The organism is Actinomadura verrucosospora (assembly GCF_039540335.1).
Taxonomy (GTDB): Bacteria; Actinomycetota; Actinomycetes; order Streptosporangiales; family Streptosporangiaceae; genus Spirillospora; species Spirillospora verrucosospora.
The window spans coordinates 1-16,588 of record NZ_BAABEV010000041.1; the positions used below are offsets into that span (position 1 = coordinate 1).

Here is a 16,588-nt window from a genome sequence, read left to right on the forward strand (position 1 = left end):
CCTTCCATGGGACGCCCCACGGCGCGGCGGGCACGGCGGGCGCCGGGCTCGCGGCGGGCGCCGCGGGGCCGGTGAGCGCGGGCAGCGCGGGGGGCGCCTCCAGGTGGCCGCCGGCGCCCTCCAGGTGCCCTGGAGCGTTCCGCTGCCACGGGTCCCGGCCGTCGGCGGGAAGGGCGGGAAGATCCTGCGGGGCGCCGGGGTCGCGGAGCGGGACGACCCCCTCGGGGACGGGCGCGGCCATGAACATCGGCTCCCCCTCCGGGGGGCGGTCGACGGCGGTCCCGGTCAGGGCGGCGGGCTCGTCCCGCGGCCCGTCCGCGGGCGGCGCCGTCCCGGCGGCCATCTCCTCGGCCGGCACCACCAGCTCGTGCGGGAACAGGACGATCGCGGTGACGCCGCCGTACGGGGACCGGTGCAGCGTCACGGTGATCTCGTGGCGGGCGGCCAGGCGCGCGACGACGAACAGCCCGAGCTGGTCGGTGTCGACCAGGTCGTACTCGGGCGGCTCGGCGAGCCGCCGGTTGGCCTCGGCGAGCTGCTCCGGCCGCACGCCGAGGCCGCGGTCCTCGACCTCCACCGCGAACCCGGTGCCGACCCGCTCGGCCATCACCCGCACCTCGGTGTTGGGCGGGGAGAACGCCGCCGCGTTCTCGATCAGCTCGGCCAGCAGGTGCACGACGTCGGTGACGGCCGCGCCGACCAGGCCGTCCTCGGAGTCGGTCAGCACCGTCGCGCGGGTGTAGTCCTCGATCTCCGAGACGGCGGCGCGCAGCACGTCGGCGAAGCGCACCGGCCGCCGCCACCCGCGGCCCGGCGTCGCGCCGGACAGGATGATCAGGCTTTCGGCGTGCCGCCGCATGCGGGTGGTGAGGTGGTCGATGCGGAACAGGTCCTCGAGGTCGTCGGCCTCGGCGCGGCTCTCCAGGCCGTCCAGCAGCGTCAGCTGGCGGTGCAGGAGCGACTGGTTGCGGCGGGCGATGTTGAGGAAGATGCGGCTGACGCCCGCGCGCAGCTCGGCCTGGCCGACGGCGGCGTCGACTGCGGTCCGCTGCACCTTGGCGAACGCCTCGGCGAGCCGGGCGACCTCGGCGGTCCGGCCGGCGTCCAGGGGCGGGGCCTCCGCGGCGACGTCGACGCTCTCGTTGCGGCCGAGCCGCTCGACGATGCCGGGCAGCCGCTGCTCGGCCAGCTCCTCGGCCGACCCGCGCAGCCCGACCAGCTCGCGGACGAACCCGCGCGCGAACCGCAGCGACAGCAGCACCGACAGCAGGATCGACAGCAGCCCGAGGCCGCCGACGGCGGCGAGCCGGAGGTAGGCCTCGCGGCCGAGTTCGTCGGCGTGCTCCCCGGCGCGCCTGGAGTTGCCGAGCACCATCGTGTTGACCGACAGCACGAGCGGCTGCGCCGTCTGCTGCCACTCGGCGGGCTGGACGGGGATCGGCCGGCGCGGGTCGGCGTCGGCGATCCGGTCCTCCATCGCCTTGAACGTCTGGTACTGCGGGGACGCGAAGACCTGCGCGGTGCCGGTCCGGTAGACCAGCGGGTCGAGCAGCGAGCGCTGCTTGGTCCACTGCCAGCGCTGCTCGCCGACCATCTCCACGAACATGCGGTGCTCGGCCGCCGTCATCCGGCCCCTGGTGATGAACGCGCCGGCGACCAGCGCGTTCTCGCGCTGCAGCAGCTCCATGGCGCGGCCGGCGTGCCGGGTGGACTGCGTCCAGTCGTAGAGCGCGGCGTCGTCGATGGCGACGAGGCTGTCGTAGAGCCGGTGCATGTTGTCGACCATCGTGCCGTACCCGTTGACCGCGGCCAACCGGTCGACGGACCGGGCGTCCACCGCGGCGCGCAGCCCGCCGAGCCCGCCGAGCGCCCGCAGGACCGCGGCGACGCGGGACTCCATCTCGGCGTTGGTGGCGCTGAGCGCGGCGGCCGAGGTGGCCTTGCGGCGGAAGTTCTCGACGGCCGCGTCGACGTGCGTGCGCTGCGACACCAGGGCGGCCGGGATGCCGCCCGCGGTCTGGCGCGGGGTGCTGAGGAACACGGCCGAGGCCAGCCGCTCCTTGCCCAGCTCGACCAGGACGCCCTGGCCGCTCGGCGCGAACACGCGGTCGAGGGTGTGGTAGCGGCGCTGCGCCAGCGCGTCGCGGCCGGTGCCGATCGCGGCGTATCCCCAGAGCGCCACGAGCGAGAGCAGCGGCACGAGCAGCAGCGCGGTGACCTTCGAGCGGATCGACCGCCTACGGGGGGATTTCATGTGACCTCGAACGTTCCGGCACGGAGGGCCCCTGGATCATAAAGGCCGCCGGCAACGCTCCCGCAACCCCTTTGACGGCATTCGGCCGTATTGCCGTAATTCCTTGCCACCTGCGGCGATGTGCGGAGGCAAGACGATCTTGTCGAACCCGGCGCAAGTGGATAGCGGCAAATCCGGACAATTTGCTTCATTTCCCCCTGTCGCTCAGCGACAATGCGCCATACTCTGCTTCTTCACCACCGCTCGCGCCGCGACCGGTCCGGGAAGGAGATCAGCGATTCCTACAGGCAACGACGACGGCCGGGCCGGGAGGACGGCTCCCGGGCCGGAGGGCGTTACGATGCCCGCCGTGAGTCCCGAAAGCCAGGCATCCGAGGCATTGCCGTCGCGACGGCGCCGCACACCCCGCGGCGGCCGTCACCGCGGCGACGAATCCTTCCTGCTGCCCCCCGGATCCCCCACGCTCGTCCTCGCCGTCCCCGGACCCGCCCGGCGGGCCGGCACCGACCTCGCCGCCGAGCTCGCCCGTCTCGTCGAGCTGGAGCACACCGGACAGCCCGCCCACGTCGGGCACCTGGAGGGCGACGAGGCGAGCCTGCACGCCGTGCTCGCCTCGATCCGGCAGCAGGGCGACGAGCTCGCGGCCGTGGTGGTGCCGCTGTCCACCGGGCCCGACCCGGCGCTGGACGCCGCCGTGCGCGCCGCCGTCGCGGCCGCGCCCGTGCGCACCGTCGCCGCCGAGCCGCTCGGCCCGCACCCGCTCATCGCCGAGGCGCTGCACGACCGGCTCGCCGACGCGGGGCTCGCCCGCGCCGACCGGATCAGGCTGATGACGATGGTGACGGCCGCGTCCGGCGTGATCGTCGCCACTCCGGGCGACGCGGCCGCCGTCCGGCAGGCCGAGGTCACCGGCGTGCTCCTGGCCTCCCGGCTCGCGGCCCCCGTCTTCACCGCCTCGCTGAACGACGAGGCGTCGGTGAAGGCCGCCTACGAGCAGCTCCGCGCGGCCGGCGCGGCGTCCATCGCCGTCGCCCCGCACCTGATCGGGCCCGAGCCGGAGGCCGCGCTGATCGGGGCGGCCGCCGCCGCCGTGGGCTCCGCCCACTCCGCGCCCCTGGGCGCCCACCCGGCCCTGGCCCGCCTGGCCGCCCTCCGCTACGTCGAGGCGCTCTCCACCGCACTCGCCGACTGACCCGTGTCTTCGAAGTCCCGGCCCACTTCGCTCGCCTGACGGCTCGCTACGTGACCCGGCCTTGGCGAACGCGGCATCGCTTCGCGATCTGCCCGGTATCGCTCGCCTTCGGCGTCGCGACACCGGGCAGATCACGCGTTCGCGCACGTGGCCGGGGCCATTCGAGACCGGCCCTGGCCCAAGGGGGGCTCACCCCCTTGGGCCGGTCACGGCGCCGGCGATCCGCCGGGAAGCGGCTCTTCGCCCCTCCGGCGGTTCCAGGGCTAACGGTTCTTGAACTCCGGACGGCGTTTCTCCAGCGCGGCCGCCATTCCCTCGGCGAGGTCCTCGCTGAAGAAGGCCAGCGTCTGCACGGCCGTCTCCGCCATGAGCTGCCGCCGCAGACCGGGAACGTCCAGGGACGCGTTGAGCAGTTCCTTCGTGCGGCTCAGGCCGTAGGGCGACCTGCCGAGCAGCTCGTCGGCGAGGGCCTGGGCGGCGGCCAGGTCCCCGCCCTCGGGGGCGATCTCGGTGACGAGGCCGAGGGCGTCGGCGCGCGCCGCGTCCAGGCGCTGCGCCCGGTAGCAGACCTCCGCGGCCTTCGCCGGCCCGACCAGGCGCGGCAGCAGCCAGGACAGGCCGCAGTCCCCGGCCGAGAGCCCGAGGTCGACGAACGGCACGACGAAACGGGTCGTCGGGTCGGCGACCCGCAGGTCGCAGGCCAGCGCCCAGGACACGCCCATGCCCGCGACGGGGCCGTGCAGCGCCGCGATCACCGGCTGCGGGATCTCCCGCAGCCGCGCGGTGACCTCGCCGCCCCGGGCGATGCCCCGGTAGAGCCGCTGGACGCGGCCCTCCCCGGACGCGCCGCCCGGGTCGCCGCCCTGCAGGTCCATGCCCGAGCAGAAGCCGCGGCCCGCGCCGGTCAGCACGACCACCCGGGCGGACGGGTCGCGCATCAGCCCGTTGAGGACGTCCAGCATCTCCTCGGTCAGCGCGCCGTCGACCGCGTTCAGGCGCTCCGGACGGGACAGGGTGATCGTGAGCACCCCGTCCCGCCGGTCGAGCTCGATCCCGGCCAACGGCTCAGGACGTGAGCTGCTGGATCAGCGGGCCCATCTGCTCGCCCACGTTGCCGAACACGGTCAGCGGCTCCGCCGCGCCGATGGCCGCCCAGTTGTCCCGGACGTCCTCGACCGACAGCGTCTCCTTCTGCCCGTAGCCGGGGCCCTCCGCCACGAAGATCTTCGCGATCCGGCCGCCGCCGACCGTGTAGACCTGGCCGGAGTCCTCGATGGACTCGTGCACGAGGTAGGCCACGAGCGGGGTGACCTGCTCGACGCCGAGCTTGTCGGCGAAGTCGGCGGGCAGCAGGTCCTCGGTCATCCGGGTCCAGGCGACCGGGGCGATCGCGTTGGCCTTGATGTTGTACTTGGCGCCCTCCTGGGCGAGGGTCTTGGTGAACCCGACCAGCCCCATCTTGGCCGTGGAGTAGTTGGCCTGGCCGAAGTTGCCGAACAGGCCCGCGGGCGAGGAGGTGTTCACGATCCGGCCGTAGCCCTGCTCGCGCAGGTGCGGCCAGGCGGCGCTGGAGACCAGGAACGAGCCGCGCAGGTGGACGGCGATGACCGAGTCGAACTCCTCGACCGACATGTTCTTGAAGGACTTGTCGCGCAGGATGCCCGCGTTGTTGACGACGATGTCGACCTTGCCGAACGCGTCCAGCGCGGTCTTCACGATCGCCTGCGCGCCCTCGGGGGTGGCGACGTTGTCGGGGTTCGCGACGGCCTCGCCGCCGTTCTTCCTGATCTCGTCCACGACCTCCTGGGCGGGGCCGGCGGAGGCGCCGGTACCGGTCCGGTCACCGCCGAGGTCGTTGACGACGACCTTGGCGCCGCGCGCGGCGAGCTCCAGCGCGTGCTGCCGGCCGAGGCCGTGACCAGCCCCGGTCACGACCGCCACGCGGCCGTCGTAGCGCAGTTCCGACATCTCGTGTCTCCTCACATCGCACCGACTACGCCCCCAGGTAATCATCAAGGGGTTACCCAGTGGTACCACTAAACCGAATCCCGCTCGGCCGCGGCCCCCGGGTTCCTTCCCGGCTGGACGCCGGACCAGTCCTGCGTACGATGGGACATGCGAGGAAGTTGCGCCATTTGCCGCAATTCCCTCCGTGCCCACCGCGTAGTCTCCTCCCCCGTCGGCATCACGAGGAGCAACGGAGGTCTCGTGCGATGAGCACCGCCACCGCGTCCGCACCCGGCCGCCGCTACCGGGTGGTGCAGTGGGCGACGGGCGCGCTCGGGCGCAGCGCGATCCGGGGCGTCCTCGACCGCGACGACATGGAGCTCGCCGGCGCGTGGGTGCACACCCCCGCCAAGGTGGGCTCCGACGCCGGGACGCTCGCCGGGCGCGACCCGGTCGGCGTCGCCGCGACCGGCGACCTCGGCGAGATCCTCGGCCTGGACGCCGACTGCGTCCTCTACGCCCCGACTCCCAAGTCCGACCGGTTCGCCGAGCTGGACACGATCTGCGCGCTGCTCGCGTCCGGCAAGAACCTGGTCTCCCTCACCGGGCTGGTCTACCCGCGGGCGCACGGCCCGCTCTTCGTCAACGAGCTGGAGCAGGCCTGCAAGCGGGGCGGAGTGTCGGTGCACGGCAGCGGCGTCAGCCACGGCTTCATGGCCGACGTGATGCCGCTGGTGCTGTCGCGGCTGTCGCGCCGGATCACCCACGTCTACGCCCGCGAGTGCTCCGACTTCGCCCGGCACCCGTCCTGGCGTCTGGTCCACGACCTGCTCGGGTTCGGCAAGGACGAGGAGGAGTACCTCCGCGCGCTGCGCCCCCACCGGGCCGCGATGCGGACGCTGTTCTCCGAGAGCCTGCACCTGGTCGCCGCCGGGCTCGGCGTCGAGCTCGACGAGATCGACGTGGACGTCGACCACCGGCTGGCCGGCGCCGACCTCGCCACCGCCGCCGGTCCGATCCCGCGCGGCACGGTCGCCGCCGACCGCTGGACGTTCAACGGCTTCGCCGCCGGCCGGCCGGTGATCACCGTGGAGATCGTGCACAAGGCCGACGCCGCGCGGATGCCCGACGTGTGGGGGCGGCCCGGGTACTCGCTGCGCGTGGACGGCCGGCCGCCGCTCACGCTGACGGCCGGCGAGGAGTGGGTCCGCGACGCGATCTCCGCCGCGTCCGCGCACGCGCTGAACTCCGTCCCGGCCGTGTGCGGGGCCGACCCCGGCATCCGCACCTACCTGGACCTGCCGATGATCAGCGGGCGGATGCACCTCTGAACGCGCCCGCCCGTCAGGACGGCAGCGTCGGCGCCGACTCCGCCTCCTCGCCGTCCCCGGCGACGTCCTCGGAGGCCTGGGCCTCGGCCTCCTCGCGGGCCTCGCGGCGGTGCCTGCGGACGCTCCACACCACCAGCGCGACGACGGCCGCCGCCGCCAGCCCGATGGCCAGGCCCCGGCCCGCGAGCTTGGCCGCGTGCTCGAACGCCGTGCCCGCGAAGAAGCCGCCGAGCGTGAACGTCACCACCCACGTGACGCCGCCGATGACGTTGAAGAGCAGGAACTTCGGATACGGCAGCCGCGAACTGCCCGCGAGCGCCGGCATGAGCGCCCGCAGCAGCGCCGTGAACCGGCCGATGAACACCGCGAACGCGCCGCGGCGGCGGATCATGTCCTGCGCGGCCGCGACCTTCGACCGGTGTCTTCGCATCATCTTGACGTCCAGCAGCCGCGGCCCGTACTTGCGACCGATCTCGTAGCCGACGGAGTCGCCGGCCACCGCGGCGACCACCGCGACGACCAGCAGCAGCGGCAGCGACAGCACGTGCTGGCTGGCCAGGACGCCGCCGACCACGATCGCTGTCTCGCCGGGGAACACGAAGCCGACGAACAGCGCGGCCTCCGCGAACACCAGCGCCGCGATGATCAGATAGATCATCGCCGGTGGAAGGCCGTCCACCAGGGCGTTGAACTGCTCGAGCATGGACCCCCGCCACCTCGTCGATCCGCCGGTCGGCCGTCGCGGCCGTTTCACACTGGATACCGACGGTTATGGTAGCCGCGAGGTTCCCGTATCCGGATCGCCCTCAGGTGCCGGACCGGGGGCCGTCCTCACCTACTTCGGAGGGAGACGGGCATGAGCGTCCAGGAGGTCGAGGGAGGCCGCTTCGTCCGTCAGGCGAACCGGTTCACCGAGCGGATCACGGCGGACGGGTCGAGCGGACTGCCCGCCGAGCCCGGGCGGTACCGGCTCTTCGTCTCCTACGCGTGCCCGTGGGCGCACCGCACCCTGATCGTGCGGCGGCTCCTCGGCCTGGAGGACGCGATCGGCGTCGGCGTCGTCGACCCCATCCGGGACGAGCGGGGCTGGCGGTTCCCCGACCGCGACCCGGTGACCGGCGCCGTCTTCCTCTCCGAGCTGTACCTGTCCACCGACCCGGCGTTCCAGGGCCGCTACACCGTGCCCTGCGTCTGGGACACCGAGACCGAGCGCCTGGTCACCAACGACTTCCCGAACATCACCACGATGTTCGAGACGGAGTTCACCGCCCACCACCGCCCCGGCGCGCCCGACCTGTACCCCGAGGCGCTGCGCCCCGAGATCGACGAGCTGAACGAGCTCGTCTACCAGACCGTCAACAACGGCGTGTACAAGGCGGGCTTCGCCACCTCGCAGGGCGCCTACGAGGAGGCCTTCGACGCCCTCTTCGACACCCTCGGCCGGCTGGAGGAGCGCCTGTCCACGCGCCGCTACCTGTTCGGCGACGAGATCACCGAGGCCGACGTCCGGCTCTACCCGACGCTCGCCCGCTTCGACGCCGTCTACCACGGCCACTTCAAGTGCAACCTGCGGCGCCTCGCCGACTACGAGAACCTGTGGGGCTACGCCCGCGACCTGTACTCGAACCCCGCGTTCGGCGAGACCACGAATTTCGACCACATCAAGCGGCACTACTACGTGACCCAGCGGAACATCAACCCCTCAGGCGTCGTCGCCAAGGGCCCGCTCGTGGACTGGACCGCCCCGCATGACCGGGGACGTTGACCGCTTCTCCCTGGTTATGCTGGCGCATCTCCAGTAATCCCCCACGAGAGGCACGACCCCACCATGCGCAGCCAGTTCTTCGGCAACCTCGAACAGGGACAGCAGCTCCCCGGCCACTTCGCCCTCCAGAACTCCAAGATGCTCCGGGTCCACCTGAACGGCGACGTCCTCGCCCGGCAGGGCTCCATGGTCGCCTTCCAGGGGCAGATGGAGTTCGACTACGAGGGCGCGGGCGGCATCGGCAAGTTCATGAAGAAGGCCCTGACCGGCGAGGGCGTCCCCCTCATGCGCGTCAAGGGCCAGGGCCTGCTGTTCGTCGCCAACGACGCCGACGACATCCACCTGTTCTACCTGGAGAACGAGGGCATCACCGTCAACGGCAAGAACATCCTCGCCTACGACTCGCACCTCCAGTCCGACATCCAGCGCGTCCAGGGCGCGGGCATCGCCGCGGGCGGCCTGTTCAACACCACCCTCCAGGGCACCGGCTGGGTGGCGCTCACCACGCACGGCACCCCCGTGATGCTCGACTGCGGCCGCGCCCCCACGTTCGCCGACGGCCAGTCCGCCGTCGCGTGGAGCACGAGCCTCCAGGTCGGCGTCAACCGCACCTTCAAGGCCAGCGCCCTCATCGGCCGCGGCAGCGGCGAAGCGATGCAGCTCGCCTACCAGGGCCAGGGCTTCGTCCTCATCCAGGCCTCCGAAGGCCCGACCGTCGCCCCGCATACTCACTAGCATTTTTCTCCTCCTTCGGGCCTGGCGGCCCTCCATCGTCGAAAAACGCGGGCGATCGCTGGCATCGCTCCGGCTCGCCTTGCGGCTCGCTGCGCGATCAGGTTCTCGCTCCGCTCGAACCTGCCTTCGGACGCGATCGCGGGTGTCCGGGTCGTTTGCCGGTTGCCGTGACCGCTGAGGTCGTTGCAGTAGTGGGGCCCAGTCGGCGGGCATCGCTTGCCGTGCGGGCGGTTCTCGCTTCGCTCGAACCTGCCTTCGGACGCGATCGCAACCGTCGAGGTCGGCGCGTGGGCTCAGGAGGGGGAGCGCGTTGGTGATTCTTGCCGAAGGCACGGCCCTGCCTTCGGCCGGTTCAGCCAATGGACGGGGCGGTGTGGGCGGGGTTGCGACGCGCTGGCGTGGTGCGGGGGTAAGTGCGAGTAGCCTTGATGCGTCTCAGAACTTACCTGCGAGCTGCGGAAGAGGGCGATCTCCGCCGTGTCGACAGAGTCGTCGCATACTAGTGCCGACCCGATGCTGACCGATTTCGGCGCCAACGAGTGGCTGGTCGACGAGCTGTACCAGAAGTACCTCGACGACCCCAACTCCGTTGACGAAGCCTGGTGGAACTTCTTCGCGGACTACCAGCCGGGCAGCCGGCCCGTGTCCGCCATCCCCCAGGCCGACGGCGCGGCCCCGAAGGCCGCCAACGGCACGGCGGCCGCTCCGCCGACACCGCAGCCACCGGCCGCGCCGCCGAAGGCTCCGGCCAAGCCGGCCGCCAAGGCCCCGAAGACGGACAAGCCGGCGCCCCCGCCGGTGCCGGCGGGGGCCGAGGAGGTCCGGCTGCGCGGCGTCGCCGCCCGGACGGCCACCAACATGGAGGCCAGCCTCGGCGTGCCGACGGCGACCAGCGTGCGCGCCGTCCCGGCCAAGCTGCTGATCGACAACCGCATCGTCATCAACAACCACCTCAAGCGCGGGCGCGGCGGCAAGGTCTCCTTCACGCACCTGATCGGGTACGCGATCGTCAGGGCCCTGACCGCGATGCCCGAGATGAACGCCGCGTTCACCGAGGTGGACGGCAAGCCGGTGCTGATCAGGCCGGAGCACGTGAACTTCGGGCTGGCCATCGACCTGCAGAAGGACGACGGCTCGCGCCAGCTCGTGGTGCCGAGCATCAAGGCCGCCGAGACGCTGGACTTCCGTCAGTTCTGGGCCGGTTACGAGGAGATCGTCCGCAAGGCCCGCGGCGGCAAGCTCACCCTGGAGGACTTCCAGGGCACCACGATCAGCCTGACCAACCCGGGCACGATCGGCACCGTCCACTCGGTGCCGCGGCTGATGCCCGGCCAGGGCACGATCATCGGCGTCGGCGCCATGGAGTACCCGGCCGAGTTCGCGGGCGCGTCGAGCGACACCCTGTCGCGCATGGGGATCAGCAAGGTGATGACGCTGACCTCCACCTACGACCACCGGATCATCCAGGGCGCGCAGTCCGGCGACTTCCTGCGCCGCATCCACCAGCTGCTGCTCGGCGAGGACGGCTTCTACGACGAGATCTTCGAGGCGCTGCGCATCCCGTACGAGCCGGTGCGCTGGGTCAAGGACATCTCCGCCACCCACGAGGACGACGTCGCCAAGGTCGCCCGCGTCCACGAGCTGATCCACGCCTACCGGGTCCGGGGCCACCTGATGGCCGACACCGACCCGCTGGAGTACAAGCAGCGCCGCCACCCCGACCTCGACATCCTCAAGCACGGCCTCACCCTGTGGGACCTGGAGCGCGAGTTCGCGACCGGCGGGTTCGGCGGCAAGCCGACGATGAAGCTGCGCGACATCCTCGGCGTGCTGCGGATGGCGTACTGCCGCACGGTCGGCATCGAGTACATGCACATCCAGGACCCGGAGGAGCGCGCCTGGATCCAGGAGCGCGTCGAGGTCCCGCACGACAAGCCCTCGCGCGAGGAGCAGCTGCACGTGCTGCGGCGGCTGAACAGCGCCGAGGCCTTCGAGACGTTCCTGCAGACGAAGTTCGTCGGGCAGAAGCGGTTCTCCCTGGAGGGCGGCGAGTCGGTCATCCCGCTGCTCGACTCGGTGATCTCGGCGGCGGCCAAGGCCAGCCTGGACGAGGTCGTCATCGGCATGGCGCACCGCGGCCGGCTGAACGTCCTCGCCAACATCGTCGGCAAGTCCTACGGGCAGATCTTCGGCGAGTTCGAGGGCAACCTCGACCCGCGCAGCGCCCAGGGCTCCGGCGACGTGAAGTACCACCTCGGGGCGTCCGGCGACTTCGTCGCCGGCGACGGCTCCAAGATCCACACCGAGCTGGTCGCGAACCCCTCCCACCTGGAGACGGTCGACCCGGTGCTGGAGGGCGTCGTCCGCGCCAAGCAGGACCTGCTGGACGTCGGCGAGGCCGGCTTCACCGTGCTGCCGATCCTGATCCACGGCGACGCCGCGTTCGCCGGGCAGGGCGTGGTGGCCGAGACGCTGAACCTGTCGCAGCTGCGCGGCTACCGCACCGGCGGCAGCGTGCACGTGATCATCAACAACCAGGTCGGCTTCACCACCGCGCCGGAGTACTCGCGCTCCAGCGTCTACGCCACCGACGTGGCGCGGATGATCCAGGCGCCGATCTTCCACGTGAACGGCGACGACCCCGAGGCGTGCGCGCGGGTGGCGCGGCTGGCGTTCGAGTACCGGCAGACGTTCAAGAAGGACGTCGTCATCGACATGATCTGCTACCGGCGGCGCGGCCACAACGAGGGCGAGAACCCCTCGTTCACGCAGCCGCTGATGTACGACCTGATCGATGCCAAGCGGTCCGTGCGCAAGCTCTACACCGAGGCCCTGATCGGCCGCGGCGACATCACGGTGGAGGAGGCCGAGCAGGCGCTCCGCGACTACCAGGAGCAGCTGGAGCGGGCCTTCACCGAGACCCGCGAGGCCGTGAAGAAGCCCCTCGAACCGGGCTCGGTCGTGAAGCCCGACGTCGAGGAGCGCATCCCGATCGACCACGGCAGCGCCGGCTCGGCGATCCCGCTGGAGACGGTGAAGCGCATCATCGACACCCAGGTCAGCCTGCCGGAGGGCTTCACGCCGCACCCGCGGCTCCAGCCGATCCTGCAGCGCCGCGCCCAGATGATCGAGGACGACGCGATCGACTGGGCGACCGGCGAGCTGCTGGCGATGGGCTCGCTGCTGATCGACGGCCACCCGGTGCGGCTCGTCGGTCAGGACACCCGGCGCGGCACGTTCGGCCAGCGGCACGCGGTGCTCGTCGACCGCAGGACGGGCGAGGAGTACACGCCGCTCAAGCAGTTCGGGCAGGGCGTGTCGAAGTTCTACGTGCACGACTCGCTGCTCAGCGAGTACGCCGCGATGGGCTTCGAGTACGGCTACTCGATGACCCGGCCCGACGCGCTCGTGTGCTGGGAGGCCCAGTTCGGCGACTTCGCCAACGGCGCCCAGTCGATCGTGGACGAGTACATCTCCTCCGGCGAGCAGAAGTGGGGCCAGCACTCGGGCGTCGTGCTGCTGCTGCCGCACGGCTACGAGGGCCAGGGGCCCGACCACTCGTCCGCGCGGATCGAGCGGTACCTGCAGCTGTGCGCGCAGGACAACATGACGGTCGCCTACCCGACCACTTCGGCGAACTACTTCCACCTGCTGCGCTGGCAGGTGCTGTCGAACCGGCACAAGCCGCTGGTCGTGTTCACGCCGAAGGTGCTGCTGCGGCTGAAGGCCGCCGCGTCCCCGGTCGAGGAGATCACCGGTGGCGCCTTCCAGCCGGTGATCCCGGAGAGCGACCCGGCGATCGACCCGGCGGGCGTGCGGCGGGTGCTGCTCACCACCGGCAAGATCTACTACGAGGTGGTGAAGGCCCGGGAGGCGACGGGCGCGAACGACACCGCGGTCGTGCGGGTCGAGCGGCTCTACCCGCCGCCGGTCGACGAGATCAAGGCGGAGCTGGCCAAGTACCCGGCCGACGTCGAGGTCGTCTGGGTGCAGGACGAGCCCGCCAACATGGGCGCCTGGCCGTTCATGGCGCTGAAGCTGCCGCGCCACATCGACGGGCTGAAGATGTCGCGGGTGTCTCGCCCGGCGTCCTCGTCCCCGGCGGTGGGGTCGAACAAGCTGCACCAGGCGGAGCAGGAGGCGCTGCTCGCGCGCCTGTTCGGCGAGCAGAAGTAGAGCGGTACTGATCGATCCGAGGGCTCCGGTGCACCGCGCCGGGGCCCTCGGCGTCCATGGGGAGGGGACGCGATGTACTTCACCGACCGCGGGATCGAGGAGCTGGCGGACCGGCGGGGCGCCGAGGAGGTCAGCCTGGAGTGGCTGGCGGGCCGGCTCCGCGAGTTCGTCGACCTGAACCCCGAGTTCGAGACCCCCGTCGAGCGCCTCGCCACCTGGCTCGCCCGCCTGGACGAGGAAGAGGACTGACCGGCGACCGGAGCGGAGCGCCAGCGGAGCGGAGGGCGCCGGTCAGTCTCTTCGGGGGGTCTGGGGGTCCGCCCCCAGAGGGGGCACCACCGGCGACCGGAGCGGAGCGCCAGCGGAGCGCAGGGCGCCGGTCAGTCACTTCGGGGGGCTGGGGGTCCGCCCCCAGAAGGCGCACCACCGGCGACCGGAGCGTAGCGCCAGCGGAGCGGAGGGCGCCGGTCAGTCACTTCGGGGCCCGGACCCACCTCCGGGGTAACGCGATATGTCTTGACTTCTCAAAGACGCGACATATCGTGTTAACTGACGGCAGGCCTCTCGGACGAAGGGCACATCGTGATGTCGCGCTGGACGATCGACGAACCGACCACCCTCGACTTCGACGGCGTGGTCGCACTGAGGGTCACGCTGATCGCGGGCAGCGTGTCGGTGCTCGCCTCCGACGAGCGCCCCTCCATCATGGTGGGCGGCGTCGAGGGGCCGCCGCTGGTGGTCACGCACGAGGCGGGGATGCTGACCGTCACCCACGAGAAGATCTGGGAGGGCGTGCTCGGCTGGCTGCGCAACCAGCGGGTCCGCGCGGAGGTCACCGTGACCGTCCCGCACGACTGCCCGGTCAGCCTCAACCTGGTGTCGGCCGACGCGGTGGTGACCGGCACGACGGCCCGCACGTCGATCAAGAGCGCCTCGGGCGAGGTGACGCTCGACGGGGTGGCGGGCGCGATCGACGCGAACACGGTCTCGGGCGCGGTCGAGGCGCAGGGCCTGGACGGGACGGTGTCGTTCACCTCCGTCTCCGGTGACCTGACGCTTGCCGGGGCGTCCGTCGAGCGGCTCGCGGCGCGGACGGTCAGCGGCCGCATCGCCGCCGACGTCGACCTGTCCGGCAGCGGCGGCGTCGAGGTGAACACGGTCTCGGGCGAGGTGGCGCTGCGCGTCCCGGCGTCCACGGACGCGCGGGTGACGCTGAACTCGGCGGCGGGGCGGATCGAGACGTCCTTCCCGTTCGACCGCCAGGAACGCGCCGTGTCGCGCTCCGTCAGCGGGAAGATGGGGGACGGCTCGGGGCGGGTCGCGGTCAACACGGTCTCCGGCACGATCGCCCTCCTCGGCCGCGACGACGACGCCCCGGAGATCACCACACCCCGAATGGAGAAGTGACGACGTGAGCCCCGTCTTCGGCCACGGTCGCCTGCGGCTGTACCTGCTCAAGCTGCTGGAGGAGAGCCCACGGCACGGCTACGAGGTGATCCGGCTCCTGCAGGACCGGTTCCTCGGGGTGTACTCGCCCTCCCCCGGCACCATCTACCCGCGGCTGGCCCGGCTGGAGGCCGAGGGCCTGGTCACCCATGAGGTGGTCAAGGGCAAGAAGGTGTACTCGCTGACCGACAAGGGACGCGAGGAGCTGGAGCGCCGGATGGACGAGCTGGCCGAACTGGAGGATGAGATCGCCGCCTCCGCGCAGGAGTTCGCGCGCGGCGTGCAGGAGGACGTCCGCCAGACCGTCCGGACGCTGCGCGAGGAGCTGACGCAGGCCGCCCGGACGATGCGCGACCAGGGCAAGGCCACGTCCAAGGACGCGTGGAAGGAGACCACCGAGCGCCAGAAGGACGAGTGGCGCCGGCAGAAGGAGCACTGGCGGGAGCAGACGCAGGCGTGGAAGGAGGAGTGGCGGCAGAACTGGGACGACGCCTGGAAGACGGCGACCGGGACCCGCGAGGACGTCGCCCGCCTCAAGCTGGAGCGCCTGCTGCGCCGGTTCGTCGAGGACGTCCGCGGGTCCGCGAAGAACGCCCGGCTGGGCGACGACGACCTCGCCGCGGCGCAGGCCGTCCTCGACGAGGCGCGCGAGCGGCTGCGGAACGAGATCTTCGACCGGGAGCCGTGACCGGGAGCCCCGGCCACGGCCTCCCCCACGGCGTCAGGGCGTGAAGACGATCTTTCCGAAGAGGTCGCCCTCCGCCATCGCGGCGAAGCCCTCCTCCGCCCTGCTGAGCGGCAGGACGCGGTCGATCTGCGGCCGCACGCCGGTCTTGACCAGGAACCGCGCGAGCCGCTCCAGCTGGTCGCGGGTCCCCATCGTGGAGCCGACGATCTGGAGCTGGAGGAAGAACACGCGGTTCAGCTCGGCGGGCGGCACCTGGCCGCTGGTCGCGCCCGACACCACGACGCGCCCGCCGGGGCGCAGCGACTTCAGCGAGTGCGACCAGGTCGCCTGGCCGACGGTCTCGATCACGGCGTCGACCCGCTCGGGCAGCCGCGCGCCCGTCTCGAAGGCGGCGTCCGCCCCGATCTCCTCGGCGCGCCTGCGCTTGGCCTCGCTGCGGCTGGTGGCGTAGACGCGGTAGCCGGCGGCGGCCGCCAGCGCGATCGCCGCGGTCGCGACGCCGCCGCCCGCGCCCTGCACCAGCACGGACCCGCCGGGCTGGAGCCCGGCCTTGCCGAACAGCATCCGGTACGCGGTGAGCCAGGCGGTGGGGAGGCAGGCCGCCTCCTCGAACGACAGCTCGGCCGGCTTGGGGACGAGGTTGCGGCGCGGCACCGCCACCTTCTCCGCGAGCGTCCCGGGGTGGACCTCCGACAGCAGCGACCGCCTGGGGTCGAGGGTCTCGTCGCCGCCGCCCCGGTCCGGGTCGCCGATCACCGAGTGGACGATGACCTCGTTGCCGTCCTCGTCCACCCCGGCCGCATCGCCGCCGAGGATCATGGGCAGCCGGTCGGCGGGCAGGCCGACGCCCTTCAGCGACCACAGGTCGTGGTGGTTGAGCGCGGCGGCCTTCACCGTGACGGTCGTCCAGCCGTCCGGTACCTCGGGGTCGGGCCGCTCCCCCAGCGTGAGCCCGTTCAGCGGATGGTCTGCGTCGATCTGTGTGGCCGTGACAGCGAACATGAACGCACACTAACCGCCAGCCGGCGAGCGGAACGGCCCGCCCCCGGCGTGT

General features: G+C 72.0%; 13 protein-coding genes. 8 read left to right on the plus strand and 5 right to left on the minus strand.

What is annotated here, in order from left to right:
* Nucleotides 1-2,254, minus strand: a 2,254-nt coding sequence (locus ABD944_RS32545) for a sensor histidine kinase (protein WP_345183222.1), incomplete at its 3' end; no start/stop codon positions are given.
* A gap of 349 nt (nucleotides 2,255-2,603) precedes the next feature.
* On the opposite strand from ABD944_RS32545, the gene ABD944_RS32550 reads away from it, so the two are divergent.
* Nucleotides 2,604-3,446, plus strand: coding sequence for a sirohydrochlorin chelatase (locus tag ABD944_RS32550; protein ID WP_345183224.1), 843 nt, complete (start codon nucleotides 2,604-2,606; stop codon nucleotides 3,444-3,446).
* Nucleotides 3,447-3,709: 263 nt separating this feature from the next.
* Here ABD944_RS32550 and ABD944_RS32555 read toward each other — a convergent pair whose 3' ends face one another.
* Both ABD944_RS32555 and ABD944_RS32560 read right to left on the minus strand, forming a co-directional pair.
* Nucleotides 3,710-4,507 carry an enoyl-CoA hydratase/isomerase family protein gene (locus tag ABD944_RS32555; RefSeq protein ID WP_345183226.1) on the minus strand — a complete coding sequence of 266 codons (798 nt, stop codon included), beginning with the start codon at nucleotides 4,505-4,507 and terminating at the stop codon, nucleotides 3,710-3,712.
* A gap of 4 nt (nucleotides 4,508-4,511) precedes the next feature.
* Nucleotides 4,512-5,414: an SDR family oxidoreductase gene (locus ABD944_RS32560; protein ID WP_345183228.1), complete on the minus strand. Its 903-nt coding sequence runs from the start codon at nucleotides 5,412-5,414 to the stop codon at nucleotides 4,512-4,514.
* A gap of 245 nt (nucleotides 5,415-5,659) precedes the next feature.
* Between ABD944_RS32560 and ABD944_RS32565 the strand changes: the two genes are divergently transcribed.
* Nucleotides 5,660-6,724 carry an NAD(P)H-dependent amine dehydrogenase family protein gene (locus ABD944_RS32565; protein ID WP_345183230.1) on the plus strand — a complete coding sequence of 355 codons (1,065 nt, stop codon included), beginning with the start codon at nucleotides 5,660-5,662 and terminating at the stop codon, nucleotides 6,722-6,724.
* 13 nt (nucleotides 6,725-6,737) lie between these two features.
* Here ABD944_RS32565 and ABD944_RS32570 read toward each other — a convergent pair whose 3' ends face one another.
* On the minus strand, nucleotides 6,738-7,427 hold the full coding sequence (locus ABD944_RS32570; RefSeq protein WP_345183232.1) for a DedA family protein: 690 nt from the start codon (nucleotides 7,425-7,427) through the stop codon (nucleotides 6,738-6,740).
* 153 nt (nucleotides 7,428-7,580) lie between these two features.
* Here ABD944_RS32570 and ABD944_RS32575 point away from each other — a divergent pair, with 153 nt between their 5' ends.
* From ABD944_RS32575 to ABD944_RS32600, 6 genes are all read left to right on the plus strand, one after another.
* The gene (locus ABD944_RS32575; protein ID WP_345183235.1) at nucleotides 7,581-8,489 is read left to right on the plus strand and encodes a glutathione S-transferase family protein; all 909 of its coding nucleotides are present in this window, start codon (nucleotides 7,581-7,583) and stop codon (nucleotides 8,487-8,489) included.
* Between the two features lie 63 nt (nucleotides 8,490-8,552).
* Nucleotides 8,553-9,224 (plus strand): AIM24 family protein, encoded by a 672-nt coding sequence (locus ABD944_RS32580; protein WP_179833163.1) that lies wholly within the window; start codon nucleotides 8,553-8,555, stop codon nucleotides 9,222-9,224.
* Nucleotides 9,225-9,737: 513 nt separating this feature from the next.
* Nucleotides 9,738-13,400: a multifunctional oxoglutarate decarboxylase/oxoglutarate dehydrogenase thiamine pyrophosphate-binding subunit/dihydrolipoyllysine-residue succinyltransferase subunit gene (locus ABD944_RS32585; protein ID WP_378188539.1), complete on the plus strand. Its 3,663-nt coding sequence runs from the start codon at nucleotides 9,738-9,740 to the stop codon at nucleotides 13,398-13,400.
* 72 nt (nucleotides 13,401-13,472) lie between these two features.
* Complete coding sequence (locus ABD944_RS32590; RefSeq protein WP_345183242.1) at nucleotides 13,473-13,649, plus strand: DUF6104 family protein; 177 nt, start codon at nucleotides 13,473-13,475, stop codon at nucleotides 13,647-13,649.
* Between the two features lie 336 nt (nucleotides 13,650-13,985).
* Nucleotides 13,986-14,807: a DUF4097 family beta strand repeat-containing protein gene (locus ABD944_RS32595; protein ID WP_345183244.1), complete on the plus strand. Its 822-nt coding sequence runs from the start codon at nucleotides 13,986-13,988 to the stop codon at nucleotides 14,805-14,807.
* Nucleotides 14,808-14,811: 4 nt separating this feature from the next.
* Nucleotides 14,812-15,534, plus strand: coding sequence for a PadR family transcriptional regulator (locus ABD944_RS32600; RefSeq protein ID WP_345183246.1), 723 nt, complete (start codon nucleotides 14,812-14,814; stop codon nucleotides 15,532-15,534).
* Between the two features lie 33 nt (nucleotides 15,535-15,567).
* On the opposite strand, the gene ABD944_RS32605 is transcribed toward ABD944_RS32600, so the two are convergent.
* Nucleotides 15,568-16,536 (minus strand): zinc-binding dehydrogenase, encoded by a 969-nt coding sequence (locus ABD944_RS32605; protein WP_345183248.1) that lies wholly within the window; start codon nucleotides 16,534-16,536, stop codon nucleotides 15,568-15,570.
* Nucleotides 16,537-16,588: the final 52 nt, after the last annotated feature.